Origin of the sequence: Arthrobacter sp. NA-172, assembly GCF_043952055.1 — a bacterium.
GTDB lineage: Bacteria > Actinomycetota > Actinomycetes > Actinomycetales > Micrococcaceae > Arthrobacter.
Window position 1 is genome coordinate 907,962 of the sequence record NZ_JBINOT010000003.1, and the last position, 19,840, is coordinate 927,801.

The window sequence follows — 19,840 nt, forward strand, 5'->3', positions numbered from 1 at the left end:
GCGTGACAGAGGCAGGAACTGCTAAACGCGCGCAGCTACTCGACGGTAGGGCTGCTGCCGCGGAGATCAAGGCTGAGCTGAAAGTGCGTGTGGCTGCCCTTGAGGCCCGGGGTATCACGCCCGGGATTGCGACGGTGCTTGTCGGGGCGGATCCGGCGTCACAGCTGTATGTGTCCATGAAGCACAAGCAGTCGCGGGAGATCGGGATGAACTCGATCCAGCGTGAGCTGCCCGCAGATGCTACGCAGGCCGAGGTTGAGGGTCTCATTGACGAACTCAACGCCGATCCCGCGTGCCACGGTTACATCGTTCAGTTGCCGCTGCCCAAGCACCTTGACACGGACGCGATCCTTGAGCGGATCGATCCCGCCAAGGACGCAGACGGACTTCACCCTACGAACTTGGGCCGACTTGTGCTCAACGTCAACGGCGAGATTACTTCGCCGCTGCCGTGCACGCCCCGCGGCGTCATCGAACTCCTTGAGCGCAACGGTTACAGCCTCGCCGGCAAGCACGTGGTTGTGGTTGGACGTGGAGTCACTATTGGCCGCTCCATTGGTCTGCTTCTTACCCGGCGGGCAGTGAACGCGACCGTGACGCTCACACACACGGGGACGAAAAACCTTTCGGAGCTGCTGCGGCAGGCGGACGTCATTGTGGGGGCCGCTGGTGTGAAGCACATCGTCAAGGCCGCGGACATCAAGCCAGGCGCGGCGGTACTCGACGTCGGCGTTACCCGGGAGACCGATCCGGAAACGGGCAAGAGCACGGTCCACGGCGACATCGACCCGGCGGCTGCGGAGGTGGCCGGTTGGATTTCGCCCAACCCCGGCGGAGTCGGCCCCATGACGGTTGCGCTACTCATGACCAACGTGGTGGAAGCCGCGGAACGCCAAGCGGGCATCGCCTAGAGCATTCAGCTTCCCCATCTGACCGGCAGTAGATGCCGTTATGAGCCCTCAAAGCGACAACAACTGCTAGTAAGTTGGGCACCTACTCCCGCGGGAGTAGGTGCCCTACGCCGTTAACCCGACGACGCCGGAAGCCGCCGCGGCTAGGCTCGGAGCATGCAGCGGCGTTTCCAGGGTCCTCCCACGAGTTTCATCGTCATCGCGGCGGCCCTGATCCAAGTGCTGGGGACGGTCTTTTCAGCAAGCCACCAGGCAGCGCTGCGTCCCTTGGATCCGTTGGCGTTCATTTTGCTGTTGGCAGGACCCGCGGCCCTTGGCTTCCGGACCCGCCGGCCCGTGGTGATGCTGCCGGTTACCCTCGCCGCCACCTTTGGCTATGTGCTCCTCGGCTACCCGGGCGGCCCGATCGTGCTGTCCCTGGCCTTGTCCATCATCCTGACGGCGGCCGCGGGACTGCGCTGGCAGGCGTGGCTTGGAGCCGGGATCTGCGCAGCCGCCGTGATGATGTCCGCTGTGTTGGCCGGTAATGAGATTGGGCTTATCCGGGCCTCCGCCGGCGTCGCATGGGCGGCGATCCTTGTCCTGATCGGGGAAGGCTTCCGGCGGCGCGGCGAGCGGATGGCCGAATATCGGCGCCGGCGCGAAGCTGCGAAGCAGGCCGAACGGGACGAATACCGGCTCACGCTCGCCCGGGATATCCACGACGTGGTGGCCCACTCCCTGTCAATGATCAACGTCCAGGCCTCCGTGGCGCTCCACCTGGGCACCAACGATCCCGACAAGCTCCGCCCGGCACTGGAAGCCATCAAAGCGGCAAGCAAAGAGTCCTTGGCCGAGGTTCGCCAGCTCCTCGGTGTGCTCCGCGAAGACGCGCCGCTGAGTCCCGCACCACCCCCAAGCCTGGTGCGGATCCCGGAACTCGTGGAGGACACGCGGCGAGGCGGGCTGGAGGCGCGGTTCGAAAACGCCGTGGACCCCGAACGAGTGGGCACGCCACAGCAGGAAGCCGCCTACCGGATCGTCCAGGAAGCCCTGAGCAACGTCCGCCGGCACTCGGGCGCGGCGTCCGCCGTCGTACTTCTGGAAGTGGCGGGGAACTCGCTGAAGGTGCGGATCGACGACGACGGCGACGGCCTCCGGGACGCGGCCGACGGCAACGGGCTGCGGGGCATGCGCGAGCGTGTCGAGGCCCTTGGCGGCACGCTCGCCCTGAGACCACTGGACCCGGGCCTGCGCGTGGAAGCGAACCTCCCGTTGAACTTTACCCAGGGAGGACACCAGCCATGATCCGATTGCTGCTTGCTGACGACCAGACCCTTATCCGGGCGGGATTCCGGGCGCTCCTCGATGCCGAACCGGACATGGAAGTGGTGGCCGAAGCCGGTACCGGGAGGGATACAGTCAGGCTGGCCGAGATGGCGGCGCCGGACGTCATCCTGATGGACATCCGGATGCCCGACGGCGACGGGCTGGCCGCAACCCGTCAGATCCTCGCCAACCCGCGCCTCCCGCACACCCGCGTCATCATCCTCACCACGTTTGAGCTGGACGAATACATCGCTGAAGCCGTGCGCGCGGGCGCTGCCGGCTTCCTCGTCAAGGACACCGAACCGGAGGAGCTGATCCGGGCCGTACGTGTAGTGCACGACGGCGATGCCCTGCTTTCGCCGTCAGTGACTCGCCGCATCATGGCCCAGCTCGCCGTGCACAGCAAAGCTGCCTCGAAGGCGGTGCCGCTGGACCAGATCACCGAGCGCGAGCGGGAAGTCCTGGCCCTCGTGGGGGAAGGATTGAACAACGCCGAAATTGCCGAGCGCCTCTTCATCACTCCGCTGACGGCCAAGACCCACGTTTCCCGCATCATGACCAAACTGCTGGTCCGGGACAGGGCGCAATTGGTGGTGCTGGCGTATGAATCCGGCCTGGTCCGGCCGGGCTGGAGCAGCTAGTCCTTCGCCGCAGTCTCCCGCGGGAGTAGGCGGCGGGAGGTAAGTGACTCCTGGTGGCCGATGCGTTGGGAGGGGCCGAAAACCAAACTGGAACCAGAGCCGAGATACGGCCCGTTGAGAGTTTGGACTGGACATGTTGACATCACTGAGCACCACCCTCGGCGCCGCGGCCGCCCAGCTGCCCAACGACGTCGTCCATGGACCGGGAGGCGGGTTCGCCTTCTGGCCGTTTTTCCTCCTGATCCCGTTGTTCTGGTTCCTGGTGATCGGATGCTTCGTCTTTTTCGGCCGGCGGATGTGGCGCCGGAATCACCACTGGGCCGCCACCCAGGGCGCAGAAAGCGTGTTGAGAGAGCGCTACGCACGGGGCGAAATCGACGAGACCGAGTACCGCCAACGCCTGGAAGTGCTGCGGGCACATCCTGACAAGTAAGCGACCAGCGGATTCTGCTGGATCATTCGCCTGGCTAAACCATCAGGCCCTGGAACCGCGCGGGTTCCAGGGCCTGATGCGCGGAATGATCCAGCAGAATGTCACGGACACAGGTTTCTCCAGAAAATTGCGGAATACCTCTTTCACGTATTCCCTGGCTCCACTAGTCTGCTGAGGTGCACAATGAAGCCACTCGCTCTTTCCCCACATCAGCACCCACATCAGCACCCACGTCAGCCAGCATCCAGATGGACCCGTCTATAGTCATCACAGCCGAAAACCTCACCAAGACCTATGGTGACCTCACCGCGGTCGACGGGATCTCCTTCGAAGTTCCGGCAGGGGAGTCCTTCGGGCTGCTGGGGCCAAACGGGGCAGGCAAGTCGACCACCATGAAGATGATCGGCGGGGTCTCGCAGCGGACGTCGGGCAAGCTCAGCATCATGGGCCTTGACCCGGACAGCCACGGGCCAGAAGTCCGTGCGCACCTGGGGGTCGTACCGCAGCAGGACAATCTGGACGAGGAACTCAAGGTCCGCGAGAACCTGATTGTCTACGGCCGCTACTTCGGACTGCCGTTGAGCTACCTACGGCCCAAAGCCGATGAACTACTTGAGTTCGCGCAGCTGACCGACAAAGCCAAATCCAAAGTGGATGCCCTCTCCGGCGGCATGAAACGGCGCCTGACCATCGCGCGCTCGCTGATCAACGAGCCCAAGATTTTGTTGCTGGATGAGCCCACTACGGGATTGGATCCACAGGCCCGCCACATTCTTTGGGATCGGCTGTTCAGGCTTAAGGAACAAGGCGTCACCCTGATCCTGACGACGCATTACATGGACGAAGCCGAGCAGCTGTGCGACCGGCTCATCGTGGTGGACAAGGGCAGGATCATGGCCGAAGGTTCGCCTTCCAGCCTGATCCGCGAATACTCCACGCGCGAGGTCCTTGAACTCCGGTTCGGCTCGGAACGGAACGCGACCATCGGCGTCGAACTCCAAGGCATCGGCGAGCGGACCGAAACCCTGCCGGACCGCGTGTTGATCTACGCCGACGACGGCGAGGCCGCCCTGGAGCAGGTCTCGGCCCGGGGCCTCCGCCCGCTCACATCGCTGGTCCGGCGATCCTCGCTGGAGGACGTCTTCCTCCGGCTGACCGGCCGCAGCCTGGTCGACTAAGGGGGCTTGAATGACTGAAATCCAGAGCCCGACGGCGAAGCCGCCTTTGCGGGCACACTCACCTGCCGTTTCGGCCGCCAGGGCCAGGCGCTGGGGAGCCTTCTTCTACGCCGAGCAAGTGCTGCGGGTGATGCGTGGCTACGGATTGTCCGTCCTGATGTACAGCGTGGGCCAGCCGGTGGCGTATCTGTTCGCCATGGGAGTCGGCCTCGCAACGCTTGTTAACGCCAATGGAGGATCGGCCTTTGGCGGTGTCGGCTACCTGACCTTCATCGCGCCCGCATTGGTGGTGTCAGCCGCCATCATGACGGCTGCGGGAGAGTTTTCCTTCCCGATCATGGATGGTTTCAAATGGCGCCGGGTCTTTTACGGGCCGCATGCCTCGCCGTTGACGCCCCAGCAGATAGCCGCCGGGCACGTCATGGCCACAACCTTCCGCTTTTTCCTGCAGTCAGCGATCTACTTCGCCATAGTGGCGCTGTTTGGGGCCTCGCCGAGTGGCTGGGGTTGGATATCGATCTTCGTTGCGACATTGGCCGGGTTGTCCTTTGGGCTCCCGCTCATGGCGTACGCGGCCAGCGTGACGAAGGATGCCGGTCAATTTGCCTTGGTCCAACGCTTCATCGTCATGCCTCTTTTCCTGTTTTCAGGGACTTTCTTCCCGCTTGAATCCCTGCCCGTTGGCGTCCAGTGGATCGGTTGGATTTCGCCGGTTTGGCACGGGACCCAACTTGGCCGGGACCTGAGCTACGGACTTCAGGAGAACCCGCTGCTGACGATTGCCCATATTGTCTTCCTGACCGCAACGGCCTTGGTGGGTTGGATGCTGGTCCGTCGCCAATTCATCAGGAGGATGGGCCAATGAGCGCGCTTGCCGAAACCCACGGCGTCACGGAAGAAGTCCGGCAGAGGAAGTTCGGACCGCTGTACTCCCGCAACGTCCAAGCCGTTGTAGGCCGCGGGCTCATGGCGACCAAAAGCAGCAGCTGGCTGGTCATCGTGTCCGGGTTCTTTGAACCGGTTCTGTACTTGATTTCGATGGGCGTCGGGCTCGGCGCCATCGTGGGGACAGTCCAAGGACCCGGGGGCCAGGTCATCAGTTACGCCGCCTACATTGCGCCAGCGCTCCTGGCCGTGTCCGCGATGAACGGGGCCGTCTATGACTCCACGTGGAACGTCTTCTTCAAGATGAACTTCGCCAAGCTCTACCAAGCGATGCTCTACACCTCGCTTGGTCCACTCGATGTGGCCATGGGGGAGATCGTCCTGGCCCTGCTGCGAGGCCTGCTCTATGCCACCGGGTTCACGGCAGTCATGGGAATCCTGGGACTCATCACCACTCCCTGGGCCATCCTCATGATTCCGGCCTCACTGCTGATCGCCTTCGGGTTTGCGAGCTTCGGGATGGGCATCACCAGCTTCATGAAGACGTTCCAGCAGATGGACTGGATCAACTTCATCATGCTGCCGATGTTCCTGTTCAGCGCCACCTTCTATCCCCTGAGCGTCTATCCGCAGGACATCCAGTGGCTCATCCAGGCGATGCCGCTTTGGCATGGCGTCGAGCTCTTGCGGCAGATCAGCATTGGCTCGTTCAGCCCCGCCACGGCAGTCCACATCGGCTACTACCTCGTGATGGTCGCCCTCGGGGTCATGCTCACCACCAGGCGATTGCGCAAGCTCTTCCTGAAATAGCGAAAGAGCGGCTTTGAGTTTGTGTACAGATATTGACCCTTAAGCGCTCCCATAAGGGTCAATATCTGTACACAAACTCCGCTGTTCGCCGGCGGTGGAAGCGGCCGGCGGTTCGTCGGGAGTTTGCGACAATGGGTGCATGCAATCTCTCGGCGACTCTCCGTCATCTGTTCCTTCGTCCGCTTCCGCCAAGAGCCCTTTCAAAGGGTTCCGTGTGGGTGGACTCGGCATGACGGTAGTGCTCATCGCTTTCCTGGTAGCCGTGATCTTCGCGGCCAATCATAACGACGTCGTTGGTTGGGTTGTCGCTGTTGTCTCCTTCGGCTGGCTCGCGCTCGCTGCCTTCGTGGTCTTCAGCATCCAGAGGGCTGCCAAGCGGGCCGGGGAAAAGTTCACCGAGGCACAGAATGCGTTCAACGCGGCAACCGGCCGCGCGCCGTCGTCGTCCAGCGCCGACCACGGCGGCACCCGGGTGGTCCCGGAACGCAGTGAGGCGGAAGAAATGCGGGACCTGAAACTGGATCACTCGTTCAAGATTGTCCAAGTTCAGGTACGGGTTGTGGAGGTGGAGCGCGCCAAGGGCGACTCCGCCGATCAGGATACGATCAACCGGGCCCTGGAGACCATTGCAATCACGTCCAGCAATGCCAGGGACATGATCAGGTCTTCCGGCGGCAGCGACGAGCCCGTTTCGGGCACCATCATCGACTAGAGTAGGCGGGGTGAGCTCGGCATTGAAGAAGGACTTCCTTCGTATCGCAACGGTCAACGTCAACGGCATTCGCGCCGCCTATAAGAAGGGCATGGCGGAGTGGCTGGAGCCGCGCGACGTCGATATCCTGTGTCTGCAGGAGGTTCGCGCCCCCGACGAGGTAGTTCATCAGCTCATCGGCGAAGGCTGGCACATCCTGCACGCCGAAGCCGAGGCCAAGGGCCGCGCGGGCGTCGCGATTGCTTCGCGGCAGGAACCCACCGCCACGCGTGTGGGAATCGGCGACGACTACTTCGCCACCACGGGACGGTGGGTCGAGGCGGACTACGCCGTGAAGACCAGCGCAGGCGAGAACACCACACTCACCGTCGTGAGCGCATATGTGCACTCCGGCGAAGCGGACACCCCGAAGCAGGTGGACAAGTACCGTTTCCTCGACGTCATGGCGACCAGGGCTTCCGGAACTCGCCAAGCACAGCGAGCACGCCCTCGTTGTAGGCGACCTCAATGTGGGCCACTCGGAACTCGATATCAAGAATTGGAAGGGCAACACGAAGCGTGCCGGCTTCCTTCCTGAGGAGCGTGCGTACTTCGACCGCTTCTTCGGCGATGAGATCGGATGGAGGGATGTCCACAGGGGCCTGGCAGGAAATGTCGATGGCCCCTACACCTGGTGGTCCCAGCGCGGTAAGGCCTTTGATACAGACACAGGCTGGCGCATCGACTACCACATGGCCACTCCTGGACTCGCGGCTGGCGCTCTGTCGGCCGTCGTTGACCGGGCGCCGTCATGGGACACCCGTTTCTCCGACCACGCACCGCTGGTAGTCGACTACCAGCTCTAGGCTTTCGAAAGTTTCCTCATGACCAGTTCCACAACCACTGAACCTGCTGCGGCCGCAACCGTGGCGTCATCCACCAAACTGGCCGCGGGAGCGAAGCACCGCGTGCTCTCCGGCATGCAGCCGTCTGCTGACTCCCTCCATCTGGGCAACTGCCATGGGTGCCCTGGTCAACTGGGTTCGCATGCAGGACGAATACGACGCCATCTACTTCATCCCGGATTTGCACGCGATCACGGTGCCGCAGGACCCGGCCGTGCTGGCACGCCGCACGCGTGTCACCGCCGCGCAGTACATCGCCGGCGGAGTGGACGTCAACAAGTGCACCCTGTTCGTCCAGTCCCAGGTTCCCGAACACGCCCAGCTCGCCTGGGTCCTGAACTGCATCACGGGCATGGGCGAAGCCGGACGCATGACCCAGTTCAAGGACAAGGCCCAGAAACAAGGCTCGGAGCAGGCCAGCGTTGGCCTCTTCACCTACCCCATCTTGCAGGCGGCGGACATCCTGCTGTACCAGCCCCATGGTGTGCCCGTAGGGGAGGACCAGCGCCAGCACGTGGAGCTCAGCCGGGGCCCTGGCACAGCGCTTCAACAGCCGTTTTGGTGAGACGTTCCAAGTACCGCAGGCCTTCATCCAGAAGGAGTCGGCCAAGATCTACGATCTCCAGAACCCCACGGCCAAGATGTCCAAGTCCGCCGACTCTCCGGCAGGCTTGATCAACATCCTGGATGATCCGAAGGTCACGGCCAAGCGCATCAAATCCGCTGTCACGGATACCGAGACGGAAATCCGCTTCGATCGCGAAACCAAGCCGGGTGTGTCCAACCTGTTGAGCATCTACTCATCCATCAGCGGGCGGTCCGTGGACAAGATCGTGGCGGACTACGAGGGCAAGATGTACGGCCACCTGAAGGTCGATCTCGCCGAACTCGTAGCCGGCCACCTTGGACCCATCCGGGACCGTGCCAACGATTTGCTGGCCGATCCGGCAGAGCTGGACCGGCTCCTCGCCCATGGCGCGGACAAGGCCCGTGAGATTGCCTCGGCCACCCTGGCTGACGTTTACGCCAAGGTGGGCTTCCTGCCGTATGGCGGAGCGCAAGGAATCCGCTAACCACATGTGCGCTGCTGGCAAGCTCAGCGTCCAAGCCGGCTCCCATTCAACGGGAGCCGGCCAGACTGCTGATGCCCGCCGGGCCGCTGCTACGCGCAAGTCCGCAGGCGCCGCCGGGGAAAGCCTGTGCGTGGGGGTCATTCTGGGCTTTCCCCGGGAGGTCGCGCGGGAACTCCAGGAATGGCGGGCCTCCTTCGGCGACCCGATGGCTGACGTTATCCCTGCCCACATCACGCTCGTCACCACCACGCCCGCCCGGGATTGGGAGGCCGCCAGGGAGCATGTCCGGGACGTCGCGCGGCGGCAGGCACCATTCAATATCACCATTTCGGGTACGGGTTCCTTCCGGCCCGTCTCCCCGGTGGTTTTCCTGAACGTCGAAGACGGCTTCACGGAGTGTGTGGAACTGCACGAGCAGCTTCAGGCCGGCCCGCTGGAACGCGATCTTCCTTTCCCGTTCCACCCGCACGTGACAGTCGCCCACGATGTTGCCCCCGAAAGCCTGGACGAGGCCGAAACGGTGCTCAAAAACTACACCGCAACCTTCCCCGTGGTTAGCATGGGACTCTACGAGCACGACAACGACGGCATTTGGCAACTAAGGGAAGAGCTCGATTTTGGCGGGGACACTGACGAAGAACGCAAAGCGGCAGGACCAACGGCAGGCGGATAGGCCACCGCTGCCGACGGATGGCGCGCAGCTGAAGCTGCAGCTCATACAGCGGCAGGTCGAATGGGGCAAGGCGCGCCGCTCGCGCAAGGGCGGCCCGAACATTCCGGCGTTCATCAACCTTGCCATGGCCCGGTTGAACAATTTCCGGCCGATGCGCGCCTTCAGTCTCTACAACCTGCGCCACGGACCACTCATGAGTGCAGGCATCGGCTTCACAATGTTCTTCTCCATCACGGGTTTGCTGACCACGGGTTTCGCCGTGACCGGATTGGTCCTCAGCGGGCAACCCTCGTTGGTGGATTCGATCGTCTCCAGCGTGGCTACCGTCGCCCCCGGGCTGCTGAAGGTCAACGGCGGCAACGGGCTTGTGGATCCGCACGAGCTCCTGAACCCGTCCGGTCTTGGCTGGACGGCGGTGATTGCCGGCGTCGTCACCGTATTTACGGCCCTTGGCTGGATTGCAGGGATCAGGGAGGGCGTCCGCGGCGTTTTCGGGCTGGAACCCGTACAGGAAAACCCCATCCTGATGAAGGCTTTCGACGCCGGCACGCTCCTGCTGCTCGGTGCGGCGCTGGTGGTCAGCGCCGGAGCCTCCCTGGTGTTCGGGACGGCCGCCGGGTGGATCATCGGGAGCCTCGGCTTGACGGACGCCGTCGGAGGACCTGTCACGTGGCTGGTTCGCACGGCGGTCCCGCTCGTGTTGAATTGGGCGACGGCGGCCATCATGTTCCGCTTCGCCGGCCGCCTGAAGCTTGGCCGCCGCGCCTTCGTGGAAGGCACTGTGCTGGCCGCGGTCGGTACTACGATCCTTCAGATCTTCAGCACGCAGCTGCTGGCGAACGCTGGAAGGAATCCCGTCCTGGCCTCGTTCGCCATCATTATCGGCTTGCTCATCTGGTTCAATTTGGTCAGCCAGGTTTACCTGATCACCGCGGCATGGTCCGCCGTGCGGGAAGCCGACGAACACTCGGAAAGCGCCAAGCACAAGACGCTCGGCTCACGCCCGGTGCCGCCCCGGCCGTTCAACGCCAAGGACAGTTAGCGGCGGGTCCTAGTCGCCGAGGTATTGCCCGGCCCAGGCTGAGATGATCCTCGCAACCCTGAGGGCTTCTCCCTTGCCCGTCAACAGGTGATCACTGCCCTCCAGCGAGACGAAGCTGCGTGGATGGCGGGCAGTGCGGAAGATCTCGCTGGCGTTGTCGATGCCCACGGTGTTGTCCGTAGGGGAGTGCAGGACCATGAGGGGCCGGTGCAGGGTCCGGATGCAGTCGCTCAGGTCGGCACGCTCGACGTCTTCCACGAAGTGGCGGCGAATCTCCATCCGCCGTCCGCCCAGATTGACCTCGGCGCTGCCTTCGCTGAGGATCGTGCTCACTTCGGCGTCGAACATGTGTTCCACGTGCTTGGGCTGGAACGGGGCGCCCACGGTTGCAATTGCCCTCACCTCGGGAAGGCTGAGGGCGGCGGCAAGCACGGCCGCGCCGCCAAAGGAGTGACCCACCAGCAGGGAGATCTCCTTGTCATCGGCCCGCATGAAACCCGCGGCGCGGATGGTGTCTGCCACCTTGACGCTGAATGATCCCGCTGACCATTCGCCGGCCGAGTCACCTAGTCCCAGGTTGTCGAAACGAAGCATGCCGACGCCCTGTTCTGCGAGGCCTTTGCAGATGCGCGCGGCGGAGGGGCTGTCCTTGCCGAGGGTAAGGCCATGGGAGAACACGCCCCAGCCCCGGACCGGCCCCTCAGGCACGTCCACGATCCCCGCCAGGAGGTCCCCGGTGCTGCCTTCGAAGGTGATCTTCATGGATTTGGACACCTGTCCGCCTTTCGCTGATGCGAGCTGCCCGGCCATCGCCGGGCGAGTCTTAAACAACGACGACGGCGTGCCCCGCCAAGGGGGGACGCCGTCGTCGAACGCTTACTTCGGAAACTAGATCTTGCGGGCCAGGATGGCCTGCTTGACCTCGGCGATAGCCTGCGGTCACCTGGATGCCACGCGGGCAAGCCTCCGAGCAGTTGAAGGTGGTGCGGCAGCGCCACACGCCTTCCTTGTCGTTGAGGATCTCCAGGCGCATGTCGCCGGCGTCGTCACGGGAATCGAAGATGAAGCGGTGCGCGTTCACGATGGCGGCCGGACCGAAGTACTGGCCGTCCGTCCAGAACACGGGGCAGGACGAGGTGCACGCGGCGCACAGGATGCACTTGGTGGTGTCGTCGAAACGCGCACGCTCCTCAGCCGACTGCAGGCGTTCCTTGGTGGGCTCGTGGCCCTTGTTGATCAGGAACGGCATGACCTCGCGGAAGGACTGGAAGAACGGCTCCATGTCCACGATCAGGTCCTTCTCCACCGGGAGGCCCTTGATCGGCTCAACCGTGATGGGCTTGGACGTGTCCAGGTCCTTCAGCAGGGTCTTGCACGCGAGGCGGTTGCGGCCGTTGATGCGCATGGCATCCGAGCCGCAAACACCGTGTGCACAGGAACGGCGGAAGGACAGCGAACCGTCGATTTCCCACTTGATCTTGTGCAGGGCGTCCAGGATGCGGTCCGTGCCGTACATGGTCAGCTGGTGGTCTTCCCAGGCGGCCTCTTCCGAAACCTCGGGGTTGTAGCGGCGCACGCGCAGGGTGATGTTGAAGGTGGGGATTTCCCCGCCTCCGCCAATGTGTGCGGGCAGTTCGATCTTGGATGCTGGCTCAGCAAGTTCAGCAGACATCTTAGTACTTCCTCACCATCGGCTCGTAGCGCGTAAAGACAACAGGCTTGGTGCCAAGACGGATTCCCGCGATTGCTTCCGCAGATCCGTCCGCCGGGGCGTGCTCATCCTTATACGCCATGGAGTGCTTCATGAATTTTTCGTCGTCGCGTTCGGGGAAGTCCTCCCGGAAGTGGCCTCCACGTGACTCCTCGCGGTGCAGGGCCGCAACAGTCATGACCCTGGCTAGTTCCAGCAGGAAGCCCAGCTCCACTGCTTCAAGCAAGTCAAGGTTGAAGCGCTTGCCCTTGTCCTGGACGCTGATCCGCTGGTAGCGCTCTTCGAGGGACGCGATGTCGGTGAGCACCTGGTTCAGGGTGTCCGCGGTACGGAACACCTGCATGTTGGCATCCATGGTGTCCTGCAGTTCCTTGCGGATCTGTGCAACCCGCTCAGTGCCGGTTCCGCTCAGCAGACCGCCCAGCATGGCCCGCGTGTATGCTTCCGGATCTTCCGGCAGCTCGACGAAATCGGCTGTCTTGGAGTATTCCGCCGCGGCCACGCCGGCACGCTTGCCGAAGACGTTGATGTCCAGGAGCGAGTTCGTGCCGAGGCGGTTGGAGCCGTGTACGGAGACACAGGCAACTTCGCCGGCCGCGTAAAGGCCCGGCACCACGGTGTCGTTGTCCTGCAGCACCTCCGTGGTGATGTTGGTGGGGATGCCGCCCATCGCGTAGTGCGCCGTCGGGAACACCGGAACAGGCTCCGTGAACGGCTCCACACCCAAGTAGGTGCGGGCGAACTCGGTGATGTCCGGCAGCTTGGCCTCGATGTGCGCTGGCTCAAGGTGGGTCAGGTCCAGGAGGACGTAGTCCTTGTTCGGACCGCAACCACGGCCTTCGCGGACTTCGTTGGCCATGGCGCGCGCCACGATGTCCCGGGGGGCGAGGTCCTTGATGGTGGGGGCGTAGCGTTCCATGAAGCGCTCACCCTCGGAGTTACGGAGGATCGCACCTTCGCCGCGTGCAGCTTCCGAAAGGAGGATGCCCAAGCCTGCGAGGCCTGTCGGGTGGAACTGGAAGAACTCCATGTCCTCCAGCGGGATTCCGCGGCGGAAGGCGATGCCCATGCCGTCACCGGTCAGTGTGTGGGCGTTGGAGGTGGTCTTGAAGACCTTGCCTGCGCCGCCGGAAGCGAAGATCACGGACTTGGCCTGGAAAACGTGCAGTTCGCCGGAGGCAAGGTCGTAGGAGACGACGCCGGCAACGCGCTTCTGCTTGTACGGCGTGCCGTCTTCGCGGACGGCGTCTTCCTCGACCGTCAGCAGGTCCAGGACGTAGTACTCGTTGTAGAACTCAACGTTGTGCTTGACGCAGTTTTGGTAGAGCGTCTGCAGGATCATGTGGCCCGTGCGGTCAGCTGCATAGCAGGCGCGGCGGACCGGAGCCTTGCCGTGGTCGCGGGTGTGGCCACCGAAACGGCGCTGGTCAATGCGGCCCTCGGGCGTGCGGTTGAACGGCAGGCCCATCTTTTCCAGGTCCAGCACGGCGTCAATGGCTTCTTTCGCCATGACCTCGGCTGCATCTTGGTCAACGAGGTAGTCGCCGCCCTTGACGGTGTCGAACGTGTGCCACTCCCAGTTGTCCTCTTCGACGTTAGCCAGGGCTGCACACATGCCGCCCTGGGCTGCGCCGGTGTGGGAACGGGTGGGGTAGAGCTTGGTCAGTACTGCGGTGCGTGCGCGCTGGCCGGATTCGATCGCGGCGCGCATGCCGGCGCCGCCGGCACCGACAATAACGACGTCGTACTTATGGACCTGCATACCAGATGCTCTTTCTCTCTAAGTCAGATGGTCGGCGGAGCCTGCTCCGCTGTTTGCGCACCACCCGGGTGTTGCCGGTGGTGCTGCGAAGCGGTTACGCGGGGCAGAAACCGCCCGCGAGCTGGGCGCCGTTGACGACCGGGCACGGGTTGAACGTGAAGATCACGAGTGTGCCGAGGACGACGATGACAATGGTGGCCGCGTACAGGACGACTTTGAGCCAGAAGCGCGTGGCGTCCTTCTCGGCGTAGTCGTTGATGATGGTGCGGACACCGTTGGTGCCGTGAAGCATGGCGAGCCACAGCATTGCAAGGTCCCAGAACTGCCAGAACGGGTCGGCCCATTTGCCGGCCACGAAGCCGAAGTCGATGCCGTGGATGCCTTCGCCCACCATCAGGTTCACGAAGAGGTGGCCGAAGATCAGCACCACCAGCAAGACGCCGGACAGCCGCATGAACAGCCAGGCGAACATCTCGAAGTTACCCTTGGAACCGGCTCCGCGACGGTACTTCGGAGCGATCTTGCCGCTACCGGTTATTCGGCTGCCGTTTTGTCCACTGTTATTTCCGCTACGTGGGCTTTGAATCTCAGTACTCATGGCTTAGTGGCCTCCCAGAGCGAGGGACAAGTGGCGGATGGCGAAGGCTCCGAAAGTAACCAGCCACAATGCCAGGACAGTCCACAGCATTTGACGCTGGTACTTTGCGCCCTTCTTCCAGAAGTCGATGGCAATGACGCGCAGGCCATTGAAGGCGTGGAAGACGATCGCCGCGACGAGGCCCGTTTCGCCCAGGGCCATGAGGGGGTTCTTGTAGGCGCCGATGACGGCCGTGTAGGCCTCCGGGGACACGCGCACCAATGAGGTGTCCAGCACATGGACCAACAAGAAGAAAAAGATCACAACACCGGTAATGCGATGTCCAACCCAGGACCACATGCCTTCACGGCCGCGGTACAAGGTGCCAGCTGGTTTTGTCGGCACTGAATAAACCTTCCTGCAACACAGAGGCGCTGGCACGGGATCCATGCGGGGGAAACGCCAGCTGCGAGAGCACTCGTAGCTCAGCCTAAATCTAGGCTTCGCTCACAGCTTATTCAATTTAGGCGCCCCTTCTTGTAACGAGATTGCGGATGTTCGCCTGAATTCCGGACTTTTCGCCACGATGTGAGACGAAGACCACAAAGTGGGACTTGCGTCGGTGTCAGATAAGGTGTTGCGGTGAGTACAGACAACGCTGCAAGTCCCACATCGCCAATGCGCCACTTCCACGCCGTTATTCCGGCCGGTGGAGTGGGCACGCGCCTATGGCCGCTTTCGCGGGCTGCTGCGCCCAAATTCCTGCACGATCTCACAGGCTCGGGAAGCACTCTCTTGCGGGCCACGTACGATCGGCTGGAACCATTGGCCGGCAATCGCGTCCTCGTGGTCACCGGTGTTGCGCACCGCGCGGCTGTCTGCCGCCAGCTTCCCGAAGTGGGCGACGACGAGCTGGTCCTAGAAAGCGAACCGAAGGATTCGGGAGCGGCCATCGGCCTCGCCGCCGCCATCCTGTATCGCCGGGACCCGGACACCATCATGGGCTCCTTCGCGGCCGACCAGGTGATCAGCCCGGACGACCTCTTCGAGGAGACGGTGCGCGAGGCCATTTACACTGCGGCTGCCGGAAAGATCGTCACCATCGGCATCAAACCCACGCACCCCTCGACTGGATTCGGGTACATCCGCACCGGTGCCTTGCTGAATATCGACGAGGCGCCGAACGCCCACGCCGTTGTCGAATTCGTTGAAAAGCCGAGCGAAGATATCGCGAAAAAGTATCTTGAGACCGGCGATTACGTCTGGAATGCCGGCATGTTCGTCGCTCCTGTGGCACTCATGCTCAAGCACCTGGAAGCAAACCAACCGGTCTTGTTTACCGGGCTGCAGGAAATCGCCGAAGCCTGGGACACCCCGGAGCGCGATGAGGTGACGGCTCGGGTCTGGCCCACGCTGCCTAAAATCGCCATCGATTACGCCGTGGCAGAACCCGCCGCGGCGGCGGGGGATGTCGCCGTCGTGCCCGGTACTTTCCGTTGGGACGACGTCGGAGACTTCGCGGCGATCGGCCGCCTCAACAATGCGGGCGACGTCGACGAAGTGACGGTTCTCGGCGAAGGCGCGCGCGTCTTCACGGAGAATGCCAGCGGCGTGGTTGTTTCCGATACCAAGCGGGTGATCGCGCTCATCGGCATCAAGGACGTGGTCATCGTGGACACGCCGGATGCCCTGCTTGTCACCACCAAGGAGCATGCTCAGCGGGTGAAGGGTGCGGTAGACGCGCTCAAGGCCAGCGGGGATACTGACGTCCTGTAGCTCAGGTCGTTGCGGCGCAGTCCGTAACCAAGAGACCCCTTTCGCTATTCGGTGGGCGTGGATGGCTAGAGTTGTGAGGTGCGCAATTTCACTACCGAAACCGAGCCCACCCCCGTGGTGAAGCCGTGGCTTGACGATCTTTTGCCGGAGCTCCTCGAATTCCGGAGGGACCTGCACGCGCACCCGGAACTTTCCTTCAAGGAATTCCGCACCACGGACAAGTTGGCGGAACGGCTCGAAGCGGCTGGTCTGGAGCCCCGTAGGCTCGAAGGCTCAGGGCTGACGGTCGACGTTGGCGCTGGCCCCATTGCCACGGCCCTGCGCGGCGACATTGACGCCCTCCCGATCATCGAAGAGACCGGCCTTCCGTTCGCCTCGAAGAACCACGGCGTGACCCACGCTTGCGGGCATGACGTTCACACCACAAGCATGCTCGGAATCGCCTTGGTGCTGCACGCCATGCACCAGGAATCCCCGTTGGGCGGCACCGTACGCATCATCTTCCAGCCGGCGGAAGAGACCATGCCTGGCGGTGCTTTGTCCTGCATTGAGCAGGGCGTCCTTCAGGGGGTCCCGCGGATTCTTGCGCTGCACTGCGATCCCCGCATCAACGTTGGCCAGATTGGCACGCGCATCGGCGCCATCACCTCGGCGTCGGACACGATCAAAATCGAACTGACCGGGCGTGGCGGCCACACGTCCCGCCCGCATCTGACTGAAGACCTGGTCTTCGCGCTGGCCCAAATCGCCGTCAACGTCCCCGCGGTGTTGTCCCGCCGAGTGGATGTCCGGAGCGGTGTTTCGGTGGTGTGGGGCCAGATCGTGGCTGGTTCTGCGCCCAACGCCATCCCGGCCAGCGGCTACATGGCCGGCACGATGCGCTGCCTGGACCGCGACGCCTGGCACAGTGCGGGGGAGTTGCTCGACGACGTCGTCCAGCAGGTTGCCGCGCCGTACGGAGTGGATGTCCACCTTGAGCACACCCGCGGCGTCCCGCCCGTGGTCAACTCGGAACACGAAACGGCCCTCATCGAAGCCGCAGCCCGGGCCGAACTTGGGGAACACGCCGTCGTACTCACCCCGCAGTCCATGGGCGGCGAGGACTTCGCCTGGTTCCTGGCCGACCTCCCGGGCGCCATGATGCGCCTCGGAACCCACACGCCCGGCGGCGAAGAATACGATCTCCACCGCGGCGACTTCATCGTGGACGAGCGTGCCTTGGGCTTCGCGATCCAAGTCCTGGCCGCCGCCGCATTGCGCACCATCCGGGACCTCTGAGGGCTCCGCGCGAACTGGCAGCAGTTGCCCGCAAAATTCGATTTTGGGGGCAACTGCTGCCAGTTCGCGCTACTGCTTGGCCAATTGAGTTGTGCACAATTTAATTGTGAGCTATTGTTTCTGGTATGAGTGAAGCCCCCCGCCTCAACCACCAAGTTTGTTTCGCCCTGTACTCCGCATCCAAAGCGGCCACGGCGGTCTACAGGCCGGTACTTGAAGAGCTCGGACTGACGTATCCGCAATACCTCGTGATGCTCGTCCTCTGGGAAGACGAGCCGCGAAGCGTTCGCGAACTCGGCGCTGAGCTGGGGCTCGACTCGGGCACGCTGTCGCCGCTGCTCAAGAGGCTTGAAGCCCTGGGCCTCGTGGAGCGTAGGCGTTCGGCCGAGGACGAGAGGCGCGTCGAAATCCACTTGACGGATTCGGGGCAGGCCCTCAGCGCCCGGGCGGGGGCCGTACCGCAGCGGCTCGCCGATGCTGCCGGCTTGAGCGCCGCTGAGCTTTCGCAGCTTCATGACACCCTGGACCGGCTGACCGCAGCCCTTCACTCAGCCATTTGACCGCCCAACCACCGCCATTCCAAGGAAAAGGAACCACAGTGAAGACTCTCTACACAGCCGAGGCCCTCGCCTCCGGTGAAGGCCGCGACGGCAACGCACGCAGCAACGACGGCAAACTGGACGTGGCACTCGCCAGCCCGGTGGAACTGGGCGGAAACGGCCAGGGCACCAACCCTGAGCAACTTTTCGCTGCCGGTTACGCCGCGTGCTTCCACTCCGCCCTGCGGCTGGTGGGCCGCAAAGCCCGCGTCGATTTGAGCGATTCCGCCGTCGCTGCCAAGATCCATTTCGGTGCGCTCGAGGGCGGCGAAGGATATGGACTCGCCGCCGAACTTGAGGTCGCCTTGCCGGCCCTCGACCGCGAAACAGCCGAGCAGCTCGTGGCCAAGGCCCACCAGATTTGCCCTTACTCCAACGCGACCCGCGGCAACATCGCCGTCGACATTACCCTTGTGGAGGTGGCAGCATGAGCGCCGTAGTACCTAACAGCACCCGCGAAATCCAGTTGGCATCCCGACCGCAGGGACGCCCCGTCTTGGATAACTTCCGCCTGGCGGAAACCGATCTGCCGGAATTGCAGGACGGCCAGATCCTGGTCCGCAACGAGTTCATGTCCGTGGACCCCTACATGCGCGGCCGCATGAACGACGTGAAGTCTTATTCGGCACCGTTCCGCCTCGATGCAGCGCTCGACGGCGGTGCGGTGGGCGAGGTTATCGCGTCCCGTTCCGAGGCACACAAGGTGGGCGACGTCGTCGTACACTCGCTCGGCTGGCGCGAACTCGCCGTGGTGGATACCGCAAGCGCGACGCCGGTCCAGGCTGGACTGGCGCCGACGTCGGCATTCCTCGGCGCGCTCGGGATGACGGGCCTGACGGCGTATGCGGGTCTGCTCAAAGTGGCTGAGTTCAAAGCCGGCGACGTCGTCTTTGTTTCCGGCGCCGCGGGCGCGGTCGGCTCCATGGTAGGCCAGATTGCCAAGGCCATGGGCGCCTCCAGAGTGATCGGCAGCGCCGGCTCTCCGGAAAAAGTGGCGCGTTTGCTGGAACTCGGCTTCGACGCAGCCTTCGACTACCACGACGGTCCGGTGGTGGAGCAACTCCGTGAAGCAGCGGGGGAGCGGGGCATCGATGTCTACTTCGACAACGTGGGTGGGGAACACCTCGAAGCTGCGTTGTCGGTCCTGACGGTGGGAGGCCACGTGGCCATGTGCGGTGCAATCTCCCAGTACAACTCAATGGAGCCGGCATCCGCACCCCGCAACCTTGCCGTGGCGATTGGAAAGCAACTCACGCTCCGCGGATTCCTGGTAGCCGGGCAGCGCCAGCACGCCGCCGAGTTCGCCGGACGGATGGCCGGATGGCTGGCCGATGGAACGGTCCGCTATGACGAGACGATCGTTGACGGACTGGAAAATGCGCCGCAGGCCTTCATCGATCTCCTCGATGGAGCCAACACGGGCAAGATGCTGGTCCGCCTGCACTGAACAGCTCCAGGGACTGGCGCGAGCTGGCAGTAGATGCCCGTAAAATCGGATTTTTAGGGCATCTGCTGCCAGTTCGCGCGGATCCTAGGGCCGTTGGCTGGGAGTTCCACTACTAGTTGGTAACAAAAGCTCAACAATCT

19 protein-coding genes and 3 pseudogenes are annotated in these 19,840 nt (G+C 63.3%); 17 read left to right on the plus strand and 5 right to left on the minus strand.

The features are described 5' to 3' along the window. Window positions 1-2 precede the first annotated feature (2 nt). From ACF0H6_RS18350 to ACF0H6_RS18405, 12 genes and pseudogenes are all read left to right on the plus strand, one after another. Window positions 3-911 (plus strand): bifunctional methylenetetrahydrofolate dehydrogenase/methenyltetrahydrofolate cyclohydrolase, encoded by a 909-nt coding sequence (locus tag ACF0H6_RS18350; RefSeq protein WP_395250916.1) that lies wholly within the window; start codon window positions 3-5, stop codon window positions 909-911. 156 nt (window positions 912-1,067) lie between these two features. After that, window positions 1,068-2,198, plus strand: coding sequence for a histidine kinase (locus ACF0H6_RS18355; protein WP_395250917.1), 1,131 nt, complete (start codon window positions 1,068-1,070; stop codon window positions 2,196-2,198). Then, window positions 2,195-2,860 (plus strand): response regulator, encoded by a 666-nt coding sequence (locus ACF0H6_RS18360; protein ID WP_395250918.1) that lies wholly within the window; start codon window positions 2,195-2,197, stop codon window positions 2,858-2,860. The genes ACF0H6_RS18355 and ACF0H6_RS18360 overlap by 4 nt, the downstream gene beginning before the upstream one ends. 133 nt (window positions 2,861-2,993) lie before the next feature. Beyond that, on the plus strand, window positions 2,994-3,293 hold the full coding sequence (locus ACF0H6_RS18365; protein ID WP_395250919.1) for an SHOCT domain-containing protein: 300 nt from the start codon (window positions 2,994-2,996) through the stop codon (window positions 3,291-3,293). 248 nt (window positions 3,294-3,541) lie between these two features. Then, complete coding sequence (locus ACF0H6_RS18370) at window positions 3,542-4,471, plus strand: ABC transporter ATP-binding protein (RefSeq protein ID WP_395250920.1); 930 nt, start codon at window positions 3,542-3,544, stop codon at window positions 4,469-4,471. A gap of 10 nt (window positions 4,472-4,481) precedes the next feature. Then, window positions 4,482-5,336 (plus strand): ABC transporter permease, encoded by an 855-nt coding sequence (locus ACF0H6_RS18375; RefSeq protein ID WP_395250921.1) that lies wholly within the window; start codon window positions 4,482-4,484, stop codon window positions 5,334-5,336. Beyond that, window positions 5,333-6,166, plus strand: coding sequence for an ABC transporter permease (locus ACF0H6_RS18380; protein ID WP_395250922.1), 834 nt, complete (start codon window positions 5,333-5,335; stop codon window positions 6,164-6,166). Before ACF0H6_RS18375 ends, ACF0H6_RS18380 begins: the two co-directional genes overlap by 4 nt. Window positions 6,167-6,305: 139 nt before the next feature. Next, complete coding sequence (locus ACF0H6_RS18385) at window positions 6,306-6,878, plus strand: hypothetical protein (protein WP_395250923.1); 573 nt, start codon at window positions 6,306-6,308, stop codon at window positions 6,876-6,878. A 10-nt stretch (window positions 6,879-6,888) separates the two neighbouring features. Further along, window positions 6,889-7,723, plus strand: a pseudogene (locus ACF0H6_RS18390) (exodeoxyribonuclease III). Between the two features lie 114 nt (window positions 7,724-7,837). Then, window positions 7,838-8,835, plus strand: a pseudogene (gene trpS / locus ACF0H6_RS18395) (tryptophan--tRNA ligase). A gap of 4 nt (window positions 8,836-8,839) precedes the next feature. Beyond that, window positions 8,840-9,508: a 2'-5' RNA ligase family protein gene (locus ACF0H6_RS18400; RefSeq protein ID WP_395250924.1), complete on the plus strand. Its 669-nt coding sequence runs from the start codon at window positions 8,840-8,842 to the stop codon at window positions 9,506-9,508. Then, the gene (locus ACF0H6_RS18405; protein ID WP_395250925.1) at window positions 9,453-10,550 is read left to right on the plus strand and encodes a YihY/virulence factor BrkB family protein; all 1,098 of its coding nucleotides are present in this window, start codon (window positions 9,453-9,455) and stop codon (window positions 10,548-10,550) included. The genes ACF0H6_RS18400 and ACF0H6_RS18405 overlap by 56 nt, the downstream gene beginning before the upstream one ends. Before the next feature lie 9 nt (window positions 10,551-10,559). On the opposite strand, the gene ACF0H6_RS18410 is transcribed toward ACF0H6_RS18405, so the two are convergent. The 5 genes and pseudogenes from ACF0H6_RS18410 to sdhC all read right to left on the minus strand — a co-directional run bounded on the left by ACF0H6_RS18410 (window position 10,560) and on the right by sdhC (window position 15,005). Next, the gene (locus tag ACF0H6_RS18410; protein WP_395251357.1) at window positions 10,560-11,324 is read right to left on the minus strand and encodes an alpha/beta hydrolase family protein; all 765 of its coding nucleotides are present in this window, start codon (window positions 11,322-11,324) and stop codon (window positions 10,560-10,562) included. A gap of 114 nt (window positions 11,325-11,438) precedes the next feature. Next, window positions 11,439-12,222 (minus strand): annotated as a pseudogene (locus tag ACF0H6_RS18415) (succinate dehydrogenase iron-sulfur subunit). A 1-nt stretch (window position 12,223) separates the two neighbouring features. Next, entirely contained in the window at window positions 12,224-14,023 is a 1,800-nt protein-coding gene (gene sdhA, locus ACF0H6_RS18420) for a succinate dehydrogenase flavoprotein subunit (protein WP_395250926.1), read from the minus strand. Between the two features lie 94 nt (window positions 14,024-14,117). After that, window positions 14,118-14,621, minus strand: a complete 504-nt coding sequence (locus ACF0H6_RS18425; RefSeq protein WP_395250927.1) for a succinate dehydrogenase hydrophobic membrane anchor subunit — start codon at window positions 14,619-14,621, stop codon at window positions 14,118-14,120. Window positions 14,622-14,624: 3 nt separating this feature from the next. Then, on the minus strand, window positions 14,625-15,005 hold the full coding sequence (gene sdhC / locus ACF0H6_RS18430) for a succinate dehydrogenase, cytochrome b556 subunit (RefSeq protein WP_395250928.1): 381 nt from the start codon (window positions 15,003-15,005) through the stop codon (window positions 14,625-14,627). Window positions 15,006-15,278: 273 nt separating this feature from the next. Between sdhC and ACF0H6_RS18435 the strand changes: the two genes are divergently transcribed. From ACF0H6_RS18435 to ACF0H6_RS18455, 5 genes are all read left to right on the plus strand, one after another. Then, complete coding sequence (locus tag ACF0H6_RS18435) at window positions 15,279-16,376, plus strand: mannose-1-phosphate guanylyltransferase (RefSeq protein WP_395251358.1); 1,098 nt, start codon at window positions 15,279-15,281, stop codon at window positions 16,374-16,376. 78 nt (window positions 16,377-16,454) lie between these two features. Then, window positions 16,455-17,654, plus strand: a complete 1,200-nt coding sequence (locus tag ACF0H6_RS18440) for an amidohydrolase (RefSeq protein WP_395250929.1) — start codon at window positions 16,455-16,457, stop codon at window positions 17,652-17,654. A gap of 125 nt (window positions 17,655-17,779) precedes the next feature. Further along, on the plus strand, window positions 17,780-18,214 hold the full coding sequence (locus ACF0H6_RS18445) for a MarR family winged helix-turn-helix transcriptional regulator (RefSeq protein WP_395250930.1): 435 nt from the start codon (window positions 17,780-17,782) through the stop codon (window positions 18,212-18,214). 38 nt (window positions 18,215-18,252) lie between these two features. Further along, entirely contained in the window at window positions 18,253-18,684 is a 432-nt protein-coding gene (locus ACF0H6_RS18450; RefSeq protein ID WP_395250931.1) for an organic hydroperoxide resistance protein, read from the plus strand. After that, window positions 18,681-19,700: an NADP-dependent oxidoreductase gene (locus tag ACF0H6_RS18455; protein ID WP_395250932.1), complete on the plus strand. Its 1,020-nt coding sequence runs from the start codon at window positions 18,681-18,683 to the stop codon at window positions 19,698-19,700. The genes ACF0H6_RS18450 and ACF0H6_RS18455 overlap by 4 nt, the downstream gene beginning before the upstream one ends. Window positions 19,701-19,840: the final 140 nt, after the last annotated feature.